Here is a 23,115-nt window from a genome sequence, read left to right on the forward strand (position 1 = left end):
CTAATAATTCATTATTATCTTTACCATAGATTATTTTATACGCATTTGCAATAATAGCTTCATCTCTTAGAAAAGATCCATAAGTATGAGTATAATTAGCTTTTCCATCAGGCTTTGTGCTTAAATTTTTAGCTATATTTAAAGCTACCTCATCAAAACCTGCTAATTTATAAGCTGCGCTAAGTTGCCAGAGACTTACATTATTTAAGCTTTGCAAATAAGTACTATCTTCATAAATAGCATTCATTATGCTTAAATTTGGCTCTTTAGCTAAAGCTAAAAGATATAAAGAATTTATTCTAATTTCTTTATTTGTTTGAGCTTTTAAAACATAGCGTTTTTGATAATCAAGCCATGCTTTAAACATTCCCTCACTCACATAATAACCTCTTTCTTTGGCTAAAATCATAAACATACCCGCATAATTACTTCCCCAAGCATCAGAATCTTTAAGTCCTTGCCAATAAGCAAAGCCACCATTAGCAGTTTGAAAATTTGCGTATTTACTTAACAATGCATTGATATTGTTAATATTTTTTTGCTCATTTGCCCCTTGATCAAGTTTTTGTAAAAAAAGTTGTGGTAAAACTGCTGAAGTGCTTTGCTCTATACATCCATAAGGATAATTTTGCAAGTATTTTAATCTATGATTTATATTTAAAATAAGCTTAGAACTCACACTTAAAAACGCCACTGGATTAATATAATCTTGTGTGATTTTAAACTCCATAGAAGTATTTGCAGGAATTTTAAAAGATTTACCCTCATAAGTAATGGTATTTAGTGCTTTTATGTCAATTTGCGTATTTTGAGTATAGGTGTAATCTTTTGCATTTAAACTTAACTCTATTTCTTCTACTCCAAGCTTGTTTGAATTTACTTTTGCATTAACATAAATATCTTTGCTTTTTTCATTACCAAAATCAATTAAAATTTCATCATTTTCAAAATTTATGAGTGAATTTTTTGTTTTTAATTTAAGTTTTGCATTTTTTACATCATCATCTACTTTAAATACTTGCACCAAAAGCTTAAACTCATCATCAAGCCTTAAAGCCCTTGGCAAAGTTTCAAGCATTACAGCAGGTGCGCTAACTTGGATATCTTTAGAAGCACTGCCAAAACCTGCTAAGTTGTTTGCCACTACCATAACTCTAACCGAACCTAAGTATGATGGCATATTAAATTTTAATTTTGCATAACCATTTTCATCACTTTGTACTGGCTCTTGAAACAACACAACAGGTTTAAAGCGTCTTGCTTTTTCATCATTTTTGCTTTTATTTGCTCTACTTTCTAAGAAAACATCACCACCCGTAGTTAATACCTTAGAAGCATTAGAAATATTTTTAGCAATGATTTTATCATAGGTATCATATATACTCATGTTAAAGCGTGTTTTTTGGTAAAAATACCCCCAAATATCTGGAGTTTTAAAAGCATTCACATCAAGCAAGCCCTCATCTACAATAGCGACAGTATAAGTATAACTTTGCTTGTTTTTACTTTGAATTTCTACTTCAAAATCTTGTTTTGGCATGATTTTATCCGGTACTTTTAAATCAAGCTCGATTTTACTTTGCTCATCTACTACATTTAAAGGCACCACACCAAAAAGTCTTAAGGCTCTATCGTTGGTATATTGATCATAATCTTGAAGTAAAATCACGCTCGCATAAACATTTGGCATATATTCTTTAAGAATAGGAATTTCAACCTTTGTAATATCTTCATGCGTATCTATCACAAAGCGTTTTAAAACCTTTGCATTATCATTTAAAGTAACAATAGCTTTTGCACCCTTAACACTTTCAAATTCTATAAAAGCTGTTTCATTTGGCTTGTATTCTTTTTTATCACTTTTTATTTTTAAAGAACTCACTATATCAGCATTACTTGGCGCACCAAAACTACTAATATAAAAAAACTCTCCTGTGCTTGTTTTACTTTGTACATCTTCAAGTTCTATGAACATTTCACCATGGTATTCTTTTGGATCAAATTCTATTTTAACCGGTTTATCCTTACTTAAAATACTTCCTTGAGTAATGATTTGTGTGTTTTTATCTTTTTTGAGTGATTTTAAAAAATCATCATAATTATCATAATCCCACCACCAAGAATAATCATTTGCATAAATAGTATATTTAATCTCCCTATTTGCTATCAAATTCTCATCTAAATCACTTACAATGGCTTCAAAATTGATAATAGAACCTGAGCTTAAATAGTGATTTTTTAAACGCTTAATACCTACAAAATACTCATGCAATATTACTTGTGAATTTACAAGTGCTTCAACCAACCTTGAACCTTTTTCAAAAACCCTAGCCCTTATGCTAGCTTCTAAATTATGTGGGGTATTTTTTAAAAAGTCATTTAAAGTAAATTCTTGCTTTGTAAAGCCATTTTCATCTAACATACCTTTTAAATTATCTTGATATTTTTGTACCAAAACACTAGGATTTGAAAAAATGTATTCTGGGTATTTTGAATTTTTATATTCTTTTTTACTTACAAATAAATCAACTTGATATTGTAAATTACTTGCTGGTGTTCCAAAAAGATATTTTGAGCTAATATTAAAATCTAATTTTTCATTTTCTTTTATACTTTTTGGAGCTTGCATGGATACTTTTATACGATTTGGCACTATATTTTGCACTAAAATTTCTTTATCAAAAACCATATTTGCAAATTCAACCCTAGCTAAATACACTCCACTTAAAGCTTGCTGATCGAGTGAAATCTTTTTATAAAAAGTTCCATTACTCAAAGGTTCAAGCTTGATTTTATCCAAAAGCTTTTTATTGCGTGGATCAAAAAAACTTAAAAATATAGGATGATTAACAGCTCCTTTATCATTTCTTGCAACCATAGTTAAATAGATATCATCACCTGGTCTATAAACCCCTCTTTCTGTGTAAATAAATACTTTATTTTGAGAAGTTAAATCAAAACCATCAACATCAAAACCATCATATAATAAAGGTGAACTTAAGCGCAAGATAGAAGCTTGTTTATCTTTTGAAGCAATGATAAATAAAGCTTTTGATTCATCAATATCATCAAAAACAGCCAAACCATTATCATCGCTTGTCTTAGAAGCTAAAACTTGATTGCTTTTACTAATCACATCAACCTTAACCCCACCTAAAGCCTTTTGCGTGGTAAAATCTCTCACATCTACAAAAAGCTTTTTATTTAAATTTTGAGCAATCAAAGCTATATCTGAAAAAATTAAGTTCTTACTTACTTTTGCTTTTTGGTTAAAAAATCTATATTTTTTCCAACTCTCCATTCCCTCATCAAAAACATAATCAACATCTTCTTCTTCTTTAAAATAAAGCTTGACTATAAACACACCGCTTAAATCTTTTAAACCATCTAATACGATCTCATTTTCTTGCCATTGATTTTTAATATTTTTTATATCAAAATCTTTTTTTAACACTATTTCACTAGTATAATCACTCTCTGAAAAAATATCACTATCATAATCGCTTAAATTTTTAGCACCTTGAAGATTTTTATATCTTAAATATTCACTTAAGTTATTTGAAAATACTTGATGAACTTCCAAACGAACTTTTTTAACATTCATACTCTTAAAAGCTATTTTTTTACTCGCCTTACTAGATAAAAATACCCCTTGATTTGTAAAACTTATAGCAGGCTCATAGTCTTTTAAACTTACTTGAGTTTTATAATTTTCTTTTGTACTAATTCCATCAGCACTTTTAATCCCTTGAGCAAGTTGAATTTCATAAGTTTTATTTGGAGAAAAATCACCTGTAAGTTTGATTTTATTTCCAAAAGCTAATGCTTTAAAATCTACTTTAGGAGTAATAAAAATCAATTCTTTTAAATTTTGATCTTGCGAAATGTTTTGAGAAAAAAGTAATTCTATGTTTTTATTAACTATATTTGTATTTTGAAAAACAAATTCGCTCTTTGCAAGCAAAATATATTCTAAATCTATATTGTTTTCCAAGCCTAAAATGTCTTTATTAAAAACCACTTTTACATTAGTATTAGTATTTTTGATACTCAGCGCTTTAGAATACACACTTGCCATATCACCTTGAATGATGATTTTATCTATTTGAATTTCTTTTTCTTGCGCAGTAATCTTAATAGCTTTTAACAATTCATCTTTACTAAGAGTATAAAAACTTTGAATATTTAAAATTAATACACTCTCATCATTTGAAATATTTTGAAAATATCCTTTAATATCTAGTTTTTCAAAAGGAGTTTGGACTTTTAATTGCACTTTTTCATTTGCTAAAATATCATTTAAGTCTATAAAAATATCGTATTTTTGATTTGCTTTTAAAGCTGTAAAAATATTTAATCTTGTAGGCGTTTCAAGCTCATATTTTACTTTTGTCTTTTGATTATTAACAATAATCTCTCTTTCTTTTATAGCACCTATTTCTTGATTAATAATATTAGTATTAAACTCTACAAAAATACTTTGTGTATTTTCATTAAAACCATAAGCTCTTATAGCAGAACTTTTATCCTCATTTTTAGAGCAAGCAAACAATAAACTTGCAAGTAAAAAAGTAAAAAAACAATGTAAAAATCTTCTCATATAAACCTCATTTAGTAAATTTTTCAAATTATATCTAAATTCACTCTTGCTTCACTCAAAAAATTATATAATTCTTGCATAAAAAATAAAGGAGAAAAAATGAAAAAGAAAATCGCTACATTATTAACGGCTTTAAGCCTTTCAAGTCTTGCTTATGCAGATGGAATTTATGGGGTAATTGTAGATGTAAATGATGGCGCAAAAACTATTTTAATTGACACTACTTATGGCCAAAAAATGAATGTAAAAATTCTACCAAATACAGAAATTGACATGGATGATTGTGGTATTTTTGGTATGGATAAATATGGTACTTTTAGAGATTTAAAAGTAGGAACTTTTATAGAAGCTGAAGTTTTCCATGGCTATGCTCAAACAACACCAAATCCACAAACGCCAAATCAAGTTCAAAATATAACTGCCAAAGAAATCAAAATCGAATGCAAAAAAAGAGCTTATTAAGCAAAATAACTCCTAAAAAGGAGTTATTTTAATGCGTTTTTTTCTTATATTAATTTGCATTAGCACTTTTGCATTTGCCTATAAAGTTCAAGGTATCTTAAAAAACACCACAGCTCACACAATAAGCATTCAAACAAGTTTTGACAATAATTTAATCATCACTGTTTTACCCCAAACACGCATTGATATTTATAGTTGTGGAATTTTTGGAAGCAATAAAAAACAAGCTAATGTACAAGATTTAAAAAAAGGAAGTCTTGTTAAAATTAAAGGTAGTAAAAATGGAAGTATTATTATTGCTGAAAAAATTATAGTAGAATGTGATGATCAAAGAAGAGCTTATTAAGATAATAACTCTTCTTTGTCTTCTTTATTGATTTTTTCTATATAAAGACTTTGTGAAGGAAAAGCAAAGCTAAGTTTATTTCTTTCAACAATTTTCATCAACTCAAGTAAAATACTTTGTCTTGCCTCTCTAAAACCTGCAGCATCTACTGCTTTAGTATAAAAATACACTTCTATATCGATAGAACTTGCACCAAAACCACTCACAGCCACATAAGTACTATTTTTATACCCTTCTAAGTCATTTACTGAAACTAAATTTTGTCTATATCTAGCACGCGTTCCACCATGATTTAGCGCACTATCATCAACTTGGGCTATCAAAGGACTAGTTGCTAATAAATATCTTATATCTTCTACGCATTGTTCAAGTTGCTCAGGTCTTGCATCATAAGTTACACCGATAAATAATTTTACATGACGTCCTATTTTTCTTTTGCTCCAATTTTTTATATTTGTTCCCATGATGGTTGAGTTTGGTAAAAATACTAAAGAATTATCAAAAGTCCTAATGGTGGTTTTTCTAAGTCCAATCTCTACTATGGTTCCTTCTATACCTGAAATTTCCACCCAATCGCCTTGATTAAAACTATTATCAAAAAGCAAAAGCACAGAAGCAAAGAAATTTGCGATAATATCCTTAGCTGCTAATGCCACAGCCAAACCACCAATACCTAAAGATGCAATCAATGCTGAAATATTAAACCCTAAATGCGCTAAAACAAATAAAACAGCTATCACTATAATGATAAAATATAAAATTTTAATGATTAAATTAACCACTTCGCGTTTGCCACTTTTTTCAGCAAGCTTTGCAACAATCACCATACCATAACTATCAAAGATATTTATCACAAGCCAAGCGGTTAAAATAACATAAGCGATGGATAAAATATTACTAATTCTTATATCAACAGGTGCAGGATAGTAAAAAATAGTAAAACAAATTCCTATAGCATAAGCAAATAAAAACCAACCCACTGGCCCTTGAAGTTTTTCTAGAAAATGAGTTTTTATCTCCATATTAGCTGAATTTTTTCCAAACAAGCGTATGAGTATAAAATATAAAATCTTTGCTAGATAAAACTTCAAAGAATAAAAAAAGACAATTACAGCGATAGAAATAACTATTTTTCCAACATTTACACTACTAATAGAAGTTTGTTCGTTAATATAATTAATTGCATTTTGCAAGCCCAAGCCTGTAAATAAAAAGTTAGTCTCAAGCAAACTAGCATTGTTTCTTAGATAAACTAAAATTTCATTATAAGATTTTATAGCATTTCTTAAATTATTTTCATTGATTTCTAAGGTTCTAAGCTGAGCAATATCATTAATTTTTTCTTTATCTAAAGTAAAATTAAACACCATATCTTCTTTAAGCACATCAATACTTTTATCAATAATACTTCTTATAGTCTGACTTTGCGCTCCTTCGATAAAAACTTTTTCTAATTCAAAAATACATAAATAAAAATGCTCCGCAGAGGTTAAATTTAAAAGTTTGATTTTATTATCCACATAATCATAATATCTTTTTTTAGCTTGAGCATTTTCAACACTTTTTTGTAAAGCATTTTTAGTTTTTAAAAAGTCTTTTGCTTCTTTATCATCAATTTTTTGAGATACCATTTTTAAAGGCAAAGTGGTTAAAAGCGCGGTTTTTTGTTTTTCTATTTCTTTAATATTATCTTGAAATTCGCTACTATTTGTATCACTATTTTTAAAGCTTTCCAAAAGTAAATTAAGCTCTATATAATTTTGCACTAGGGCAAAAATGCTATTTTTATCCTCTAAAATATTTTTTTCTTGCGCATGTAAGGTATTAATAAATAAAAAAAATAAAACGATACTAATAATCTTTTTCATACTTTTTTTACCCTCTCTTGAATTAAAACAAAATTTTCAAAATTAAAATCATATTCATAAATTTCACCCGTTTCTATGATGTAATACCAAGCATGGAGTTCAATTTCTTTTTTATTTAAAGCCTCTTCAATACCTGGATAAGTTAATAAATTTTGCAAAGAATTTACCAAATTCATTTTTTCAGTCATCCAAGCACGCATAGCCAAATCACTACCTGCAACTTTTAAAACTTTATTTTTTATAGGCTCAAGCAAAGTAAGCCATTTTTTAACATTAGGCATATTTTTTAAATCACTTTCATTTGCATATAAAGCCGCACAGCCACCACAATTACTATGACCGCAAACTATAATATTTTTTATATGTAAAGAATTAAAAGCATACTCAATAGCTGAAGTTGTTGCTAAAAAATCATCTCCTACTCTATAAGGTGGGACTATATTGCCTATATTTCTTACGACAAAAAGCTCCCCTGGTCCTGTATTAGTGATTAAATTGGGTATCACTCTTGAATCAGCACAACCTATAAAAAGCGTGTGGGGATTTTGTTTATTTTTTAAACTTTCAAAAAGCTCTGCATGCTCTTTGAAATCTTCTTGCATAAATTTTAAAGCACCTTCGATCAAGTCTTTCAAGAAAAGTCCTTTTTTGGTTTTAATAAAACATTATACTAAATTATTTTTACTTAAAATAAATCTATAAATTTATTTTTTGTTGCATTTTTATGTGGTTTTAATCTTTCATTTATCTTTTTTTTGTAAATTTTAGTTTTAAAAATTATTGGAGGATTTTAATGAGTCTTTATGATAGAGATTATTCTAACTCTAAAACTCAAGAATTTGAAGGTTATGCTAGAAGTGATTTAAGCATTTTTATAAAACAAACTTATCAGCTTTTTGCTGCTTCATTGTTAGCTGCAACAGCAGGTGCTTATATAGGAATTTTTGCCTTAGCGCATTTATTTGCACAATCTCAAGCAACTTTTTGGATTTTATTTATTGTTGAAATTGGTTTATTGTTTGCATTACAATGGAAAAAAAGAGAAGCTCCGCTTAATTTAATTTTACTTTTTGCCTTTACTTTTGTTTCAGGACTTACTTTAACACCACTTTTATATTCAGTTTTAGCACTTCCTGCAGGGGCTAGCATCATCGCTCAAGCTTTTGCTTTAACAACAGTAGCTTTTGGTGCTTTAAGTGTATTTGCTATGAATACAAAAAGAGATTTTACTATGATGGGAAAAATGCTTTTTATAGCTTTAATCGTTATCGTAGTAGCTTCTTTAATTAATCTATTTTTCCAAAGCTCACTTGTGAGTTTAGCAATTTCTGGTATTGGTGCGATTTTATTTTCTTTTTATATCCTTTATGATACTCAAAACATCATTAGAGGAAACTATGAAACACCAATCGAAGGCGCAGTTGCACTTTATCTTGATTTTATCAACCTTTTCATCTCTCTTCTTAATATTTTAAGAAGCTTTAATAGCAGATAAAAATTTGCGAGATTTTTTCTCGCAAATTTTCTTTACCTCTTTCAAGTTTTTATCAAACTTTTTAAGTTACAATACTCATTTTATTTTCAATAAGGAAAATTCATGACTACTCTTTTAATTATTTTGCAATTTGCAATTGTTGTGATTATTTGTATTGCGGTTTTATTACAAAAAAGCTCAAGTATAGGACTTGGAGCATATAGCGGAAGCAATGAAAGTTTATTTGGAGCAAAGGGTCCTGCGGGGTTTTTAGCTAAATTTACTTTTGTAATGGGTGTTTTACTTATTGCTAATACAATCGCTCTTAGCTATATGTATAATAATGCTAACTCTAACTCACTTGCTGAAAAAGCAGAACAAATTTTACCAAAAGCACCTGAAACAAATACAACTAGCATTCCAGTTGCACCAAGTGCCCCAATTAGCGAAAGTAATACTAGCAAATAAAAAGGACAAACCATGCTAAATGAAATTTATACTAAACAAAAACAACAATCAGATAAAAGCTTAGAAGCTTTAAAAAAAGATTTTACTACTATAAGAACTGGTAAAGTAAATATCAACATACTTGATCATATTCATGTTGATTATTATGGTAGCGCAACCCCGCTTAATCAAGTAGCAACAGTTTTAGCAACCGATGCTTCAACTATTAGCATTACTCCTTGGGAAAAATCAATGCTAAAAGCCATAGAAAGCGCTATAGCTGCAGCAAACATAGGAGTAAATCCAAACAATGATGGTGAAAGTGTAAAATTATTCTTCCCTCCTATGACAAGAGAACAAAGAGAAGAAAATGCTAAAAATGCCAAAGCTATGGGAGAGAAAGCTAAAGTAGCCATTAGAAACATTAGAAAAGACGCAAATGATGCAGTTAAAAAACTAGAAAAAGATAAAGCAATTTCAGAAGATGAAGCTAAAAAGGCTTATGATGAAATCCAAAAACAAACTGATAGCTACACAGCAAAAGTAGATGAATTAGTTAAAAATAAAGAAGCAGAACTTTTAAAGGTTTGATAATGAACTTAGAACAAATTTATAAAGATTGTGGAGCATACCTACAAGGACATTTCTTGCTTAGCTCAGGAAAACACTCTGAGTTTTACCTTCAAAGCGCTAAAGTTTTAGAAAATCCAAAACTAGCAGGTGAGCTTTGTGATAAACTTGCAAAAGTTATTGCTAGTTTTGATATTGAATTTGATAGCATTTGCTCTCCTGCTTTGGGTGGAATTTTAGCAGGTTATGAGCTTGCTAGAGCTTGCAATAAACGCTTTATTTTCACTGAGCGCGTAGAAGGAGTGATGAGTCTTAGACGTGGTTTTGAAGTAAAAAAAGGCGAGAAATTTATCGTTTGTGAAGATATTATTACAACAGGTGGTTCTGCACTTGAGAGTGCAAAAATCATCGAAAGCTTAGGCGGGGAAGTAGTAGGCTTTGCAGCTTTAGCAAATCGTGGTTTTTGCGCGGTAAAAAATTTAAACAATCCAAGAAAAGAAAACGCGAAATTGCCTGAAAATTTACCACTTTTTGCACTAGGAAATTTTGAATTTGATATTTATGAAGCAAATGCTTGTCCACTTTGTGAAAAAGGCACCAAGGCTATCAAACCTGGTAGTCGTGGAAACTAATGAAAACTAAAGCAAAAATAGCTACTCGCTTTTTAAGATTTAAAGCTTTTTTAATTGATCTATTTTTGCTTTATGTACCTGTTTTATATTTATTTTATTTTACACTTGGCTCTAAAGAAGCCTTTTTAAACAATCAACTTATAATTTTTTTATGTTCTTTAATTTTTGGGCTTTTACAAGCCTTATTTTTAGCAAAAAAAGCCCAAAGTCCTGGACTTAAAGCTTATGATTTATATTTAATTGATCTTAAAAATGGCCAAAAACTTAATTTTTTTAGAATACTCTTACGCTATATAATTTTTATCGTAAGTTTTGGTTTATTGATTGGGTTTTTGGTAAGTTTTTTAAGAAAAGATACTTTGGCTTTGCATGATATTTTAAGCCAAAGTGTTATTGTAACAAAGGTAGAAAAATGAATAGAAAAAGAATTTATAATCCAAAATCAAATGAAACTTTAAATGATAGAAAAGTATTTAATGGTAATCCTCATGGGATTTTAAATTTTACTAAAGCAAAATACACTTGGGCTTTAAAGCTTTGGGATTTAATGGAAGCAAATACTTGGTTTCCAAAAGAAGTAGATACAACCAAAGACGCGCTTGATTATCGTTGTAATCTAACCGTAGCAGAAAAAAGAATGTATGATTTAGTTTGGTCTCAACTTATCTCAATGGATAGTTTTCAAACAAACAATCTTGCTGATAATATTAATCCTTACATCACAGCACCTGAAATCAATGCAGTTTTAGCAAGACAAGCTTATGAGGAAGCAAACCACTCAAAATCTTATGCGGTAATGGTTGAAGCAATCTGTGAAAATACGGACCTAATTTATGAAATGGAAAAACACGATGAAACTTTAAGAGAAAAAAATGATTTCATTTCAAGTATTTATGAAGAACTAGCCGGTGAAGTGGATGATAATAAACTTTTACTTGCAATGGTAGCAAATCAAATTTTAGAAGGGGTGTATTTTTACAGTGGTTTTACCGCTATTTATGCTTTAGCACGCGCAGGAAAAATGCTAGGTTCGGCACAAATGATACGCTTTATACAAAGAGATGAGATTACACATTTGTTATTATTTCAAAATATGATTAATTCTGTACGCAAAGAAAGACCTGATTTATTTAATGATACCAATGTAAGTAAAATCTATGATATGTTTAAAAAAGCAGGCGAACTTGAAATTAAATGGGGTAAATACATCACTCAAAATCAAATCATGGGCTTTACAGATGATATTATAGAAGAATATATTCATTATCTTGTTGATCAAAGACTAATTGCTATTAATCTTGATAAAATCTATAATGCAAAACATCCTATTAAATGGGTGGATGATTTTTCTAAATTTAATGATCAAAAGAGTAATTTTTTTGAAAGCAAAGTTACAAATTACTCCAAAGGAAGCTTAAGTTTTGATGACTTCTAAGTCACAAAACTACTCATTTTTTATACTTTTTAAATCAAATCTCTTTTTTAATTTAATATTTTATTTTTATTTATTCTAATATAGTAAAATCGGCGGTTTTTATTTTATTTATAAGGAGTAATTATGGAGTTTTTAGAACTTTTGTTAATCTTTATCGCCATAGTTCTCATGATAGTTAAACCAGAAAAAGAAAAACTAGCTTTTTCTATACTTGTAATTTCATGGGCTATTATGGTATTTGACTATTTAGGTCGCAAATCAGGCGCAATCTTAGGCCTAATGAATCTATAAGGTGGCAAATATGTGTGATATTAACAAAACTAAATTCTTTTACTTTTTAATGTGTTTAGCAGGCTTTTTAGTTATCTTAATGCCTGTTGGAACTGCAAACTTAATTTTTGGCTATATGCTAGGTGATAGCCCTTGTACTTCTTGTTGGGGTCAAAGAGAATCAATGATTTTCATCGGTGTAGCGGCTTTATTTATTGTGCGCTATGGTGTGAAAGGTAAATTTTTAGCTTTCCTTTTAATCGCAACTGCTTTTGGTTTATGGCAATCATTCAACCATGTTAGTTGGCATGCGCATCGTGATCTTGATCAAGGTTTTGGCTTACCTATTTTTGGCTTACATACTTATTTTTGGGCTGAAGTAGTATTTTGGGCTGTAGTTTTATTGCTTGGTGTTATTTTTGCTTTTGCTCCAAAATTTGGTTCTTTTGAAAAAGAAATGGAAGGGGCTAGCTTTAGAAAACTAACCAAATTTAACTTAGCTGCTATGGTTATTGTTGCTTTTATCGTAGCTTCAAATGTATTCCAAGCTTTTGTAAGTACTGGTCCTATCCCATATAGCGGACAAGGCGATCCAGTTCGTTTTAGTTTAAATCCTAAATACATCATTTGGTCTGATTCAGGTTGGAGTAAAAGCTGGAAAAGTTTCTCTATACTTGGGGCACGCGATGTAAAAGAACCTGATTTTGCTTTTGCGCCTGCTAGCGAGAAACTAGGTATTCAATTTGATAATAATATTAGTAATGCTCCATTTGCAAATATCGATGAGAGCTTAAAAATAGCTAGCGAAACCAAAATAGAATTCCCTAAAGCTATCAATACACTTGATTATATCAATGGAGAGTATGTTGCGAGTTCAAAATGGGAAGTATTTTTCCTAGATAATAATTTTAGCACTAAAGTTGATTTTGTTTTAGATCCATATTTTTCAGCTACAATCAACCCTATCGTAGGAATTATCCCTTATTTAGATAACAAATACATCTTAATGGGTTCTAATAAATCTTTCTTAAGATTTGCTCAAAATCCTAACGCAGATGATGCTTTACAATATGCACATTTTATGAAAGGTGCAGATAAATTTGAAGGGACTGGCAAGGATTTGGGTCGTGGTAGAATTGATACAGTTAGAGCTAAATTCCACCATATCTTAAGTACAACTACCGATGGAAAATATATGTACACAGCAACTGTTCCAAACAATAAAGACGCAAAAACTTTTGTAATTTCTAAAATTTCTTTAGCAGATAGAGTTCTTTCAGCTGAATTTACTCCTAAAGCTAACTTAAAAGAAGGAAAAACTTTAGGCGATCTTTATATAACTTCAATGGCATTTAAAGATGGTAAAATTTATGCATTAAGTAAAAAACATAATGTTATTGCTGTAATTGATCTAGATAAAGAAGAAGTTGTAAAAACTATTTCTTATCCAGAAAATATAACTAATGCAAGAAGCTTATTCTTTAAAGATGGCAAAATGCACATCTTATCTTATCAAGATGGATCAAACATCCTTTATACACTTGATTAATCTTAAGGCGTTTTTACGCCTTAAGGATTTTAAAGCTAGATAAATAAAATTTAAGATAAAATAACGCTTTTTATCAAGGAGTGCTTATTGATTCATATATTTGAACAAAAACAATGCCAAACCATGGCAGAAGAAATTCGCAAAAATACTTTCATCAATGAAGAATTATTTGAAGCTTTTTGTTCTACTCCAAGAGAAATTTTCTCACCTTTAAAAATGCATGCTTATAGACTTGATGCGCTTCCTTTAATGGGCAATCAATGGATAAGCTCGCCTTTAACCGTGGCTAAAATGACTATGGCGCTTGATTTTAAAGATGCTGATAGTGTTTTAGAAATAGGTTGTGGTAGCGGGTATCAAGCTGCGATTTTAAGTAAGCTTATTAGAAGAGTTTTTACCATAGAGCGCATTGAAAAACTTGCAATTAGCGCTATAGAAAAATTTAAAAAACTAAACTATGCTAATATTCATGTAAAATTTGATGATGGGCAAAATGGTTGGAAAAATTATGCACCTTATGATAGAATTTTACTCTCAGCTTATATAGAGCATATTCCAAATGTATTATTTGATCAACTTGAAAACAATGGAATTTTAGTAGCTCCTTTACTCATAGGAAATCAACAATTCATCACTAAATTTACAAAAAAAGATGGCGAGATTAGCAAAGAAGTTTTAGATGAATGCCTTTTTGTGCCTATTAAAGATGGTAAAGAATAATCTTGCTAATTTTTAAGATAAATATTTAATTTTAATATAATTATTTTTAAACATAAGCTTTTTATAGGGGATGTTTTTTTATAATTATGCTAAAAAAGGAATATTATGAGTTTTAAAAAAATACTTTTTGGTTTATTTACCACTAGCATGCTTTTTGCCTATGAGCAAATGCCTCAAAATGCCTCACATGGAAATTTCATAGACAAAGACAAATGGAAAAATTTAGATAAAAACTGGATTTATTGTGAAAGTGGTTTAAATCAAGATTTTATCAATATAAACAGTAAAAAGGCTACAAACAAAAATCATTCTTTAGAATTTAACTACTCAAATGATTCTTTTGGCTTAATAAATGATGGTTATACCATAAAAATGCATTTTGCAAGCAATGGAAGCCATATCATGCTAGATAATACAGCTTATAATTTATCTCATTTTCACTTCCATAGTCCATCAAAAATTTCTATTGATAAAAAATCTTATCCTTTAGAAATTCATTTTAGTCATGTAAGTCAAAAAGGCGATATAGTAGTTGTTGCATTATTTTTACAAGAAGGTGCGGAAAATTCTTTTATTAAAAAAATCATTCGTGCTTTTCCTAAAAAAGAAGGCGATAAACTTTATGTTCAAGGCTTAAGTGCTAATGAGTTATTGCCAAACAATCTTCAATCTTTTTATATCTTTAAAAATAAACTCAACAAGCCTTGTAATCAAAAAATCACTTGGATAGTTTTAAAAGATATAAGCTATGCCTCTAAAGAGCAAATCCAAACCATACAAAATTTAATGGGAAAAAATGAGAATTTAAAAATACAAGAAATTAATAATTTAGAACAAAATGATTAAGTAAGCTAAACTTAATCATGTATAAAAGCTTGAATTTTTTCTAAATTAGCTCTAAAAAGTTTAAAATTTAACTCGCTTGAAATTTTTAAATCAGCAAAAAAAGGATTTTTCAAACTTGATATGAGCAAATAATCATCTTTTTTCAAAACTCTTTGTGTAGAAAATTCTTTATCCTTTACTTTTTCAAAAATACTTTCATTTGAGTTAATATCTTCTTTTAATTTCTTACTATAAAGCAAAATTCCACAAAAGAAATTCCCAAATTCATCTTTAAATTTCACATCATAAAGAATAAAATCATCAAAAATAAAAGAATTTTGAGAATGATAAGTTTTTAAAGAAAAATCAAAAGCAATTTTTTCAAAATCTTTTTGATCGAAGCCTTGTTTATGAAATTTAGCATTGTTTTGTTTTAAAAATTCCTCACACATTTTAAATACAAGCTCATTGCGTCCCCACATAAGCTTTCTTCCTAAAATTCTAAAAAACAAAACTCCTGCTAAAACAGCAAAAAACAAAGCTATAATCACATCCTTGCTAAATTGAAAAGCAAGAAAAAATATAACCAAAGCTTCAGCAAATGCTAAAATTTGCAAAGCTTTGAGTCTTTTATTTAAAGCTTGTCTTATGGCTTCAAAATCCATTAAGACTTAGCCTTTTCCATTCTTTTTCTTTGAGTAGGATCAAGATATCTTTTTCTAACTCTAATATTTTGTGGAGTAACCTCTACAAGCTCATCTTCTTCTATCCATTCTAATGCTCTTTCAAGGCTTAATTTTCTAGGTGGCACAAGCTTAATTGCATCATCACTTCCACTTGCTCTAACATTCGTTAAATTTTTACCTTTAATCGGATTAACATCTAAATCATTTGGACGCGAATGCTCACCTATAATCATACCTGTATATACTTTTGTTTGAGGATCGATAAACAATACCCCTCTATCTTGCAAATTAAATAAAGAATATCCTAGTGCAACACCATTTTCCATAGAAATTAACGCACCATTATTTCTTTTTTCAACTGCCCCGCTAAATGGACGAAACTCTAAAAAGCTATGGTTCATAACACCCTCGCCTTTAGTATCTGTTAAAAATTGTGATCTAAATCCTATAAGCCCACGCGCAGGAATTTCAAACTCAAGTCTTGTTTGACCATCTCCAGTTGGTGTCATAGTTTTCATTTCAGCTTTTCTTTTACCTAGTTTTTCAATCACAACCCCGGTAAAATCATCAGGCACATCAATCACTAAATGCTCAAATGGCTCTGTTTTAACCCCATCTTCTACCTTAACGATAACTTCAGGTCTTCCCATACAAAACTCAAAGCCTTCTCTACGCATATTTTCAGCCAAGATAGTTATTTGAAGTTCGCCTCTTCCGCTTACTTTAAATTTACCCTCACCTGTACTTTCATATTTCATAGCAATATTAGTTTTCATTTCCGCTTCTAAGCGTTCTGCGATTTTATTTGAAGTTACATGTTTACCTTCAGTACCTGCTAAAGGACCATCATTTACTGAAAATACTATACTTAAAGTTGGTTCTTCTATATGTAAAGGATCAAGTGGCATAGGGTTGTTTGGATCTACCACACTATCTCCCACATCTAAAGCTTCAAAACCTGCAATCGCTACAATATCGCCTGTCCCTGCTTCTTCAATATCCATTTTTTCTAGACCCATAAAACCAATAAGTTTTGAAATTCTTCCATTGATTTTAGAACCATCTGCCTTAGCAAGCATTACATTTTGATTTTTCTTTACTTTACCATTAAAAATTCTTGCAATTCCTATTTTACCAACGAAATTATCATAACCTAGAGTAAAAACTTGAAGCTGTAAAGGGTTTTCATCGCTACCGCTTGGAGCAGGTACGCGCTCAAGTATAGTCTTAAACAATGGCTCCATATTAGTGCTTTCATCTTCAAGTGCAAGTTTTGCATAACCATTTTTAGCAGCTGCATATACTACTGCAAAATCAAGTTGCTCATCATTTGCCTCTAAAGCCACGAAAAGATCAAAAATTTCATTGATTACTCTTTCAGGATCAGCAGCTGGTTTGTCGATTTTATTAATAACAACAATAGGTTTAAGCCCTAAAGATAAAGCCTTTTTTACCACAAATTTAGTTTGAGGCATAACCCCTTCTTGCGCATCAACTAAAAGCAAAACTCCATCAACCATTTTTAACACACGCTCAACTTCACCACCAAAATCAGCATGGCCTGGAGTGTCTATGATGTTTATTTTGGTGCCTTTATAATTAATAGCAGTATTTTTAGAAAGTATAGTAATACCTCTTTCTTTTTCTATATCGTTGCTATCCATTACGCGCTCTGCTATTTGCTCACGCTCGCTAAAAGTTCCTGATTGCTTTAAAAGCTCATCTACCATTGTTGTTTTTCCATGGTCAACGTGAGCTATAACGGCTATATTTCTAATATTATCCAAGTTTTTCTCCAAAGTCTTAAATTTAAAATCTAATATTATATAAAAAAAATGCTTAAAAATTAAGATTAGTAAATTGGAACACTTGTTGCTTTTGTCTTGGATAAGAATTATTTTTAAGGAGAAAAATATGTCAAACCTAAATACTCAAATCTTTAACGCTAACTTAGAAAAACAAGGAACTTCAGTTTTAAATAGTAAGCATTTTATGGAACTTTTAAATTATTTAGAAGTTGTAAATTCAAACGAAGAAAAAGAACTAAACTATGCAAAGCTTTCAAGCAAAGTAAGTGAAATTTTAGATGATGCTCATAATGAAAATGCAGTTTTAAATGCTAAAAATATAGAAGAATTGTTAGTAATATTTAAAAACTTTAATCTTTCTCATGAAAATTTAAAACTTGATTGTGCAGCACAATTACAAAATTTATTTCCAAATTTAGCAAAAAATAATTTTTTAGTAGGTTAATTAATGTCAAATATCCAAGCAGGCGATGCTTTAAATTTACTAAGCATCGCTCCACAAAATGAAAATCCTAGCAAAGAAAGTACTAATTCACAAAGCGATGGAGAGGAATTTTTAAATTCCTTATTGCAAGCAATAAATGAAAAAGATGGAAGTTTACCAAAAGACTTTAAAGCACCACAAAAAGAAAATAAAAATGAAAGCTTAAAAGAAGCCATTGATGATAAAGCTCAACTAGATGAAAAAGATGCTATAAAGCTTTTTGAAGGTGCAAGTTTTATGCAAATTCTTTCTTTATTAGAGGTTTTACAAAGCGATAGCAAGGATGTAAAATTAAATAAACTTGTCCAAGATAATACTGCTATTTTAGCTCTTGAAAAAAACTTGCACAAGCTAAAAAATATCAAAAATATTAATGAGCTTTTTAATATAGCAAAAGAGCTTGGATTAAATATCAAAAATATAAAATTTGAGCAAATTAAAGATTTAAAAGAAGCCTTTCCAAATCTTGACAAAAAAGGTTTTTTTAAAACACCAAATTTAAATAATAAAGACTTAATTGAACCACAAAAACAAAACAATACTAATGTTTTTCAAGATTTAATCAATCAAAAAATTACCAAACTTTTAAAAGAAGAGCCAAATACAAGCAAAAATGCAAAAAGCAAAGAAAATGAAGGTGTTTCTTTGCTTTCTTCTGCTTTAAAAAATATAGAACTTCCAAAAAAAGATGTAAAAGCAAAAGAAAATATTCAAAACATAGATTTTAAAGAAAAACTAGTAGAAAAAATTCAAGATAACAAAGAAATCAAAGACACAAAAAATATAAAAAATATTAGTAAAAATGATAAACTAAATGATATTGAGCTTATCAATCTAACTCAAAATCCAAACTTAAAAAAAGAAATTAAAAACAAAGAAAAGATAGATTTTAAAGAAATATTAAAAAATGAAAAATTAACTACTAGCGAAGATAATTTTAGTAAAAAAATAAATTCTGTTTTAGAAAATTCAAAAGATTTAAAAACCGAACTAACAAATACAAAAAATATCCAAAATTTACAAAATCAAAATCAAGATTTGAAAATTAACTTAGAAAATTTACTAAACACTCAAGACAAACAATTAAAAACAGACAAAAATACTCAAAACACAGACAGTTTTAGTGATATTTTTAAAAGCGCTAAAGAAGTTATAAAAGATGAAAAAGATCATAGCGAGGAAAATTTAAATTCTTACGTGAAAGAAATGAATAGAGTTTCTAATAATTTTGTAAAAAATCAAAATATTCCTATGAAAGAAACTTTCAATGATTTTGCTCAAGAATTTAAAGAAAAACTAGAAAGTTATAAAGCGCCTATAACACGCTTTAGTATAACTCTAAACCCGCACAATCTTGGAGAAGTAGAAGTAACTTTAGTCCAAAGAGGATCTAATCTAAACATCAGCTTTAATTCTAATCAAAATACTTTAAATCTTTTCATACAACATCAAGCTGAGTTTAAAAATGCTCTTGTAAATATGGGATTTACAAATTTAGAAATGAATTTTAACAACCAAGAAAGAAAAGAGCAAAATAATCCACAAAAACAAAAAAACAATAATAACAAAGAAGATAAGGTGAATTTTGAAAAAGAAATTCAAGAAAAACCAAGCTTAGAGATGGTTTTAGCTAAATATTTTTAGTATGGAATATTTTTTGCTTTAAGCTTTAAAAACATATAAAAAAGGATTTTTATGTCAAATATAAATACACAAACTCTTCAAGGTCCTTTAGCAGCACTTAACACCAAAGATATGCCAAATGCTAAAGGAAATGCTAGAGCTGGGGAAGGCGATAGTGGGTTGATTTATAACCCTGGAGCAGAGCTTGACAAGGATGCATTTTTAAAGCTTCTTTTGATAGAACTTCAACATCAAGATCCAACTGATCCTATGGATACTGAAAAAATGCTTACTCAAACAGCACAACTTTCAGCACTTGAAATGCAAGATAATACTAATAAAACTATGACTCAGCTTGTAGTAGCAATGACTAAATTACAAAATTCTATTGCAGCAAGTACTGGCATGAGTGCATTAGCTGCGGTTGGAAAACTTGCAACGGTTAAGGATAATTATCTTGTAGTGGCAGATGATGATATACAATTTCAAATTAATATGTATTTACCACAAGAACCACAAAAAGGTAAAAAGACTGATATTGATATTGAAGGTTTTGAACTTAAGAAAAATGGTGAAGATAAACTAGATATCACAGGTAAGGTAGATAAAGAAATAGCAGGACCTGGAGAAACTATATATGTAAAATTAGTTGATGATAAAGGCCAAGAAGAAACTGTTAAAGCAGTAGTTGGAGAAGATCAAACCTTTAAGGTTATAGGACATACTCCAAGCGTTGATATCAAAACAGCTAAGATTGATTCAGCTTATAAATCAGATAGTGAACCTGTAACATTTACTATTTATAATGAAGCAGGCGATCCTGTAAGAACAATGAAAGTTAAAGATATGACTGCTGGTATGAAACAAATTGTTTGGGATAGAACCGATGATAGTGGAAATCCTGTACCATCTGGCAAATACTATGTAAGAGCAAGCTATATAGGCGAAGATGGAACGACAGTAAACTCAACTTACGGCGCATACCCGATTACCGGTGTTAAATTTGAAGATGGCGAAGCTCTAGTTGGTATGGGCGGTAGCTGGGTTAAATGGGAAGATATTAAAGAAATTACAGGATAAAATCATGTTTACAGCATTTTATAATGGGGTAAATGGAGTAAAATCCCAAAGTTATGGTATAGATAATACTGCTCATAATATAAGCAATGTCAATACAGTCGGTTTTAAATACTCTGATGTAGCTTTCAAAGATGTATTTTATAGCACCATAACAACGCAATCATATAATAAAGGTCAAACTGGTTATGGTAGTGTAGCAGGAGCTACTAATGATATTTTTGAACAAGGACCATTAGTTTCTACTGACAATGAATTTGATGTGGCTATTGCCGGAAAAGGCTTTTTTGGTGTAAGTAATGGCAATGGAGTTTATTATACTAGAAATGGTGCTTTTAAACCTGATGCAAATGGCTTTTTAGTAGATTCAAACGGAAATTATGTGCTTGGAACTATGAACCCATCATTAAAAGAAATTCAACTAAGTGATAGAGTTTCAAATATGTTTGGTCAAGTTATGGGACAAAAAGTTACCACAGCTTGGAGTGGAACACCTGGACAGAATTTCCAAATGGGTGGAGTTAATACTCAAGGACCTATTTCTGTACCTAAAAATCTTTATTTGCCACCTCAACCGACGCAAAATATCACTTGGAGTGGCAATTTAGACACAAGCACCAAAACAGAAGCTGTAAATGTAGATGTAGATGCTTCTAAATTTGAATTTAGTAAAAATGAAGATGGTAGTGTAAAAATTTCAGGTAGTGTAAAAGATGAGCAAATTTATGGCTTAAAACCTGGCGATACTATATATTTTAAAATTACTGATGAAAAAGGTGCTAGTCAAACATTACAAGCTACTTTAGATGAGAATTTAGCTTTTAGCATTGATAATCAAGAATTAGATAAAGTAGACTTAGAAACAGCCAAATTAGAATCATCTCATTTAAGTGTAGAAAAAGAAGTAGCTGATAGCACAGAACTTTCTGCAAAATTAATTAATCCTGATGGTTCTATTAGTTGGGTAAGAGTTAAATTAGATAGAGTTTTACCACAAAATGGCACAGACTTAGAATACAAAGCCGTTGCTCAAGTATATGATAATGATGGCAATAAAATAGGTGGAACTACTGAGGGTTTAATCACCTTTAATGAAGCTGGAGCTTTAGTTTCTAATACCTTAAATTCAGTAGATAACAACGGTACAAGAGTTAATATAAATCTTGGTTCTTATTATGATCCAAATATACCAAATTCAGGTTATGATGGACTTCATGCCTTACAAAACAAACAACCTTCAGTACATACACAAACAGATGGCAAAGGCGAGGGGTTTTTGAATAATTATTCTATTAACACAGATGGTACTATCATAGCCACTTTTACTAACGGCGATCAAATAGCTATGGCAAAACTTGCTTTGTTTAATTTTACAAACGAGCAAGGCTTAGAAAAGCTAGGAGAAAATCTTTATGGACAAACTAGCAACAGTGGCAATCCAACCTTTTTGCTTGATGCTAATGGAAATTTCAGCACAGCAACTTTTAAAGGCTCTTATTTAGAACAATCTAATGTAGATTTATCAGTAGCTTTTACAAATTTAATCACTTTACAAAAAGCTTACGATTCAAGCAGTAAAAGTATCACAACAGCTGATCAAATGATACAAAAAGCAATCAACATGAAACGCTAATTTTAGCCTTTCATGATGGTTCTTTTGAATTTTTTTCTAAAATATATTTTATTTCTTGCTCAAAAAACTCATAAACTCTAAGTTGTACCAAAGCTTCTTCTTCATTTTTATCCATCAAGCGCTCAAGCCTATGGAAATTAATCTTTTTTGCATATCTTGGATTTTTCTTTAAAAGCAAGGCGATATTTTTAAGCAAAGCATCTAAACTAAGCTCATTTTTTAAAACTCTATCTACGTATTCTTTGGAAGTTTGTACTAAGATAGCTTGTCTGCTTTTATCATTTGGATAAACTTCATTTGCAATATCAGCCAAAACTTGCCAAATTTCTGCTTTTATAGTCTTATTTGCCACGATAATAGCAGCAAAAGATTTTGCTCTAAATTCTAAAGACAAATGACTAGGAACAAAAAATTCTCTAAATTTAGATAAAAAGTTTGCAAATATACTCAACATACTTCACCTCAATGTTTTTTAAGATATTTTAAGATATTATTTCAACTGCCTTCTCTTAGACCTGTGCAATGCTATTTTTAAGCACCGCTTCAGGGTGGGAACACAGCAGAGCACTTAGACTTAGTGTGTGCCGCAGTCATCTGGGAGAGGGT

22 protein-coding genes and 1 other RNA gene are annotated in these 23,115 nt (G+C 29.8%); 17 read left to right on the plus strand and 6 right to left on the minus strand.

Annotated elements, in window-relative coordinates; translation table 11 throughout:
- A partial coding sequence (locus CAMP18497_RS06305) for an MG2 domain-containing protein (protein ID WP_337213238.1) occupies positions 1–4,627 on the minus strand: 4,627 nt, incomplete at its 3' end.
- Between the two features lie 72 nt (positions 4,628–4,699).
- Here CAMP18497_RS06305 and CAMP18497_RS06310 point away from each other — a divergent pair.
- Both CAMP18497_RS06310 and CAMP18497_RS06315 read left to right on the plus strand, forming a co-directional pair.
- Positions 4,700–5,062, plus strand: a complete 363-nt coding sequence (locus CAMP18497_RS06310; RefSeq protein ID WP_263677494.1) for a hypothetical protein — start codon at positions 4,700–4,702, stop codon at positions 5,060–5,062.
- Between the two features lie 31 nt (positions 5,063–5,093).
- The gene (locus CAMP18497_RS06315; RefSeq protein ID WP_337213241.1) at positions 5,094–5,408 is read left to right on the plus strand and encodes a hypothetical protein; all 315 of its coding nucleotides are present in this window, start codon (positions 5,094–5,096) and stop codon (positions 5,406–5,408) included.
- Here the strand turns inward: CAMP18497_RS06315 and CAMP18497_RS06320 are convergent.
- On the minus strand, positions 5,405–7,276 hold the full coding sequence (locus CAMP18497_RS06320) for a mechanosensitive ion channel family protein (protein ID WP_337213242.1): 1,872 nt from the start codon (positions 7,274–7,276) through the stop codon (positions 5,405–5,407). The two genes, CAMP18497_RS06315 and CAMP18497_RS06320, sit on opposite strands and share 4 nt — an antisense overlap.
- Positions 7,273–7,911, minus strand: a complete 639-nt coding sequence (locus tag CAMP18497_RS06325; RefSeq protein WP_337213244.1) for a carbonic anhydrase — start codon at positions 7,909–7,911, stop codon at positions 7,273–7,275. Before CAMP18497_RS06325 ends, CAMP18497_RS06320 begins: the two co-directional genes overlap by 4 nt.
- Before the next feature lie 158 nt (positions 7,912–8,069).
- Here CAMP18497_RS06325 and CAMP18497_RS06330 point away from each other — a divergent pair, with 158 nt between their 5' ends.
- The 10 genes from CAMP18497_RS06330 (at position 8,070) to CAMP18497_RS06375 (ending at position 15,219) form a co-directional block, all read left to right on the plus strand.
- Positions 8,070–8,771 (plus strand): Bax inhibitor-1/YccA family protein, encoded by a 702-nt coding sequence (locus CAMP18497_RS06330; protein ID WP_039619421.1) that lies wholly within the window; start codon positions 8,070–8,072, stop codon positions 8,769–8,771.
- A 102-nt stretch (positions 8,772–8,873) separates the two neighbouring features.
- Complete coding sequence (secG, locus tag CAMP18497_RS06335) at positions 8,874–9,218, plus strand: preprotein translocase subunit SecG (RefSeq protein WP_133319019.1); 345 nt, start codon at positions 8,874–8,876, stop codon at positions 9,216–9,218.
- A gap of 12 nt (positions 9,219–9,230) precedes the next feature.
- A complete protein-coding gene (frr, locus tag CAMP18497_RS06340) occupies positions 9,231–9,788 on the plus strand; it encodes a ribosome recycling factor (RefSeq protein ID WP_263677499.1) in 558 nt (185 codons plus the stop codon).
- A gap of 2 nt (positions 9,789–9,790) precedes the next feature.
- Complete coding sequence (gene pyrE, locus CAMP18497_RS06345; protein WP_337213246.1) at positions 9,791–10,399, plus strand: orotate phosphoribosyltransferase; 609 nt, start codon at positions 9,791–9,793, stop codon at positions 10,397–10,399.
- A complete protein-coding gene (locus tag CAMP18497_RS06350) occupies positions 10,399–10,815 on the plus strand; it encodes an RDD family protein (RefSeq protein WP_337213248.1) in 417 nt (138 codons plus the stop codon). The genes pyrE and CAMP18497_RS06350 overlap by 1 nt, the downstream gene beginning before the upstream one ends.
- Positions 10,812–11,834 (plus strand): ribonucleotide-diphosphate reductase subunit beta, encoded by a 1,023-nt coding sequence (locus tag CAMP18497_RS06355; RefSeq protein WP_173786944.1) that lies wholly within the window; start codon positions 10,812–10,814, stop codon positions 11,832–11,834. The genes CAMP18497_RS06350 and CAMP18497_RS06355 overlap by 4 nt, the downstream gene beginning before the upstream one ends.
- Before the next feature lie 123 nt (positions 11,835–11,957).
- Positions 11,958–12,125 (plus strand): disulfide bond formation protein Dba, encoded by a 168-nt coding sequence (dba, locus tag CAMP18497_RS06360; protein ID WP_039619427.1) that lies wholly within the window; start codon positions 11,958–11,960, stop codon positions 12,123–12,125.
- Between the two features lie 10 nt (positions 12,126–12,135).
- On the plus strand, positions 12,136–13,653 hold the full coding sequence (dsbI, locus tag CAMP18497_RS06365) for a disulfide bond formation protein DsbI (protein WP_263692707.1): 1,518 nt from the start codon (positions 12,136–12,138) through the stop codon (positions 13,651–13,653).
- A 90-nt stretch (positions 13,654–13,743) separates the two neighbouring features.
- Positions 13,744–14,373, plus strand: coding sequence for a protein-L-isoaspartate(D-aspartate) O-methyltransferase (locus CAMP18497_RS06370; protein WP_263664091.1), 630 nt, complete (start codon positions 13,744–13,746; stop codon positions 14,371–14,373).
- Positions 14,374–14,478: 105 nt separating this feature from the next.
- Positions 14,479–15,219, plus strand: coding sequence for a carbonic anhydrase family protein (locus CAMP18497_RS06375; RefSeq protein ID WP_337213251.1), 741 nt, complete (start codon positions 14,479–14,481; stop codon positions 15,217–15,219).
- 11 nt (positions 15,220–15,230) lie between these two features.
- On the opposite strand, the gene CAMP18497_RS06380 is transcribed toward CAMP18497_RS06375, so the two are convergent.
- Together CAMP18497_RS06380 and typA are read right to left on the minus strand one after the other, a co-directional pair.
- The gene (locus tag CAMP18497_RS06380) at positions 15,231–15,863 is read right to left on the minus strand and encodes a poly(A) polymerase (RefSeq protein WP_337213253.1); all 633 of its coding nucleotides are present in this window, start codon (positions 15,861–15,863) and stop codon (positions 15,231–15,233) included.
- Entirely contained in the window at positions 15,863–17,671 is a 1,809-nt protein-coding gene (typA, locus tag CAMP18497_RS06385; protein WP_039629177.1) for a translational GTPase TypA, read from the minus strand. Before typA ends, CAMP18497_RS06380 begins: the two co-directional genes overlap by 1 nt.
- A gap of 127 nt (positions 17,672–17,798) precedes the next feature.
- Between typA and CAMP18497_RS06390 the strand changes: the two genes are divergently transcribed.
- From CAMP18497_RS06390 to CAMP18497_RS06410, 4 genes are read left to right on the plus strand one after another with little or no spacing between them, the layout of a single operon-like run.
- Positions 17,799–18,137 (plus strand): hypothetical protein, encoded by a 339-nt coding sequence (locus tag CAMP18497_RS06390; RefSeq protein ID WP_039619431.1) that lies wholly within the window; start codon positions 17,799–17,801, stop codon positions 18,135–18,137.
- Positions 18,138–18,140: 3 nt separating this feature from the next.
- Positions 18,141–19,820 (plus strand): flagellar hook-length control protein FliK, encoded by a 1,680-nt coding sequence (gene fliK, locus CAMP18497_RS06395; RefSeq protein ID WP_337213255.1) that lies wholly within the window; start codon positions 18,141–18,143, stop codon positions 19,818–19,820.
- A gap of 51 nt (positions 19,821–19,871) precedes the next feature.
- Entirely contained in the window at positions 19,872–20,879 is a 1,008-nt protein-coding gene (locus tag CAMP18497_RS08340; protein ID WP_412175268.1) for a flagellar hook capping FlgD N-terminal domain-containing protein, read from the plus strand.
- A gap of 4 nt (positions 20,880–20,883) precedes the next feature.
- Positions 20,884–22,509, plus strand: a complete 1,626-nt coding sequence (locus CAMP18497_RS06410; protein ID WP_337213257.1) for a flagellar hook protein FlgE — start codon at positions 20,884–20,886, stop codon at positions 22,507–22,509.
- 10 nt (positions 22,510–22,519) lie between these two features.
- On the opposite strand, the gene CAMP18497_RS06415 is transcribed toward CAMP18497_RS06410, so the two are convergent.
- Positions 22,520–22,963 (minus strand): hypothetical protein, encoded by a 444-nt coding sequence (locus CAMP18497_RS06415; protein ID WP_337213259.1) that lies wholly within the window; start codon positions 22,961–22,963, stop codon positions 22,520–22,522.
- A gap of 52 nt (positions 22,964–23,015) precedes the next feature.
- Between CAMP18497_RS06415 and ffs the strand changes: the two genes are divergently transcribed.
- Positions 23,016–23,113, plus strand: an RNA gene (gene ffs / locus CAMP18497_RS06420) — signal recognition particle sRNA small type.
- Positions 23,114–23,115: the final 2 nt, after the last annotated feature.

The organism is Campylobacter sp. W0066.1 (genome assembly GCF_024723635.1).
Lineage (GTDB): Bacteria > Campylobacterota > Campylobacteria > Campylobacterales > Campylobacteraceae > Campylobacter_D > Campylobacter_D lari_C.

Bases quoted from the DNA above. Each gene is read 5' to 3' on its own strand.
- CAMP18497_RS06380 (WP_337213253.1), bottom strand. From the start codon at position 15,863: ATGGATTTTGAAGCCATAAGACAAGCTTTAAATAAAAGACTCAAAGCT.
- CAMP18497_RS06415 (WP_337213259.1), bottom strand. From the start codon at position 22,963: ATGTTGAGTATATTTGCAAACTTTTTATCTAAATTTAGAGAATTTTTT.
- fliK (WP_337213255.1), top strand. From the start codon at position 18,141: ATGTCAAATATCCAAGCAGGCGATGCTTTAAATTTACTAAGCATCGCT.
- dba (WP_039619427.1), top strand. From the start codon at position 11,958: ATGGAGTTTTTAGAACTTTTGTTAATCTTTATCGCCATAGTTCTCATG.
- pyrE (WP_337213246.1), top strand. From the start codon at position 9,791: ATGAACTTAGAACAAATTTATAAAGATTGTGGAGCATACCTACAAGGA.
- CAMP18497_RS06375 (WP_337213251.1), top strand. From the start codon at position 14,479: ATGAGTTTTAAAAAAATACTTTTTGGTTTATTTACCACTAGCATGCTT.
- secG (WP_133319019.1), top strand. From the start codon at position 8,874: ATGACTACTCTTTTAATTATTTTGCAATTTGCAATTGTTGTGATTATT.
- CAMP18497_RS06355 (WP_173786944.1), top strand. From the start codon at position 10,812: ATGAATAGAAAAAGAATTTATAATCCAAAATCAAATGAAACTTTAAAT.
- CAMP18497_RS06390 (WP_039619431.1), top strand. From the start codon at position 17,799: ATGTCAAACCTAAATACTCAAATCTTTAACGCTAACTTAGAAAAACAA.
- CAMP18497_RS06330 (WP_039619421.1), top strand. From the start codon at position 8,070: ATGAGTCTTTATGATAGAGATTATTCTAACTCTAAAACTCAAGAATTT.
- CAMP18497_RS06320 (WP_337213242.1), bottom strand. From the start codon at position 7,276: ATGAAAAAGATTATTAGTATCGTTTTATTTTTTTTATTTATTAATACC.
- frr (WP_263677499.1), top strand. From the start codon at position 9,231: ATGCTAAATGAAATTTATACTAAACAAAAACAACAATCAGATAAAAGC.
- CAMP18497_RS06350 (WP_337213248.1), top strand. From the start codon at position 10,399: ATGAAAACTAAAGCAAAAATAGCTACTCGCTTTTTAAGATTTAAAGCT.
- CAMP18497_RS06315 (WP_337213241.1), top strand. From the start codon at position 5,094: ATGCGTTTTTTTCTTATATTAATTTGCATTAGCACTTTTGCATTTGCC.
- CAMP18497_RS06410 (WP_337213257.1), top strand. From the start codon at position 20,884: ATGTTTACAGCATTTTATAATGGGGTAAATGGAGTAAAATCCCAAAGT.
- dsbI (WP_263692707.1), top strand. From the start codon at position 12,136: ATGTGTGATATTAACAAAACTAAATTCTTTTACTTTTTAATGTGTTTA.
- CAMP18497_RS06310 (WP_263677494.1), top strand. From the start codon at position 4,700: ATGAAAAAGAAAATCGCTACATTATTAACGGCTTTAAGCCTTTCAAGT.
- CAMP18497_RS08340 (WP_412175268.1), top strand. From the start codon at position 19,872: ATGTCAAATATAAATACACAAACTCTTCAAGGTCCTTTAGCAGCACTT.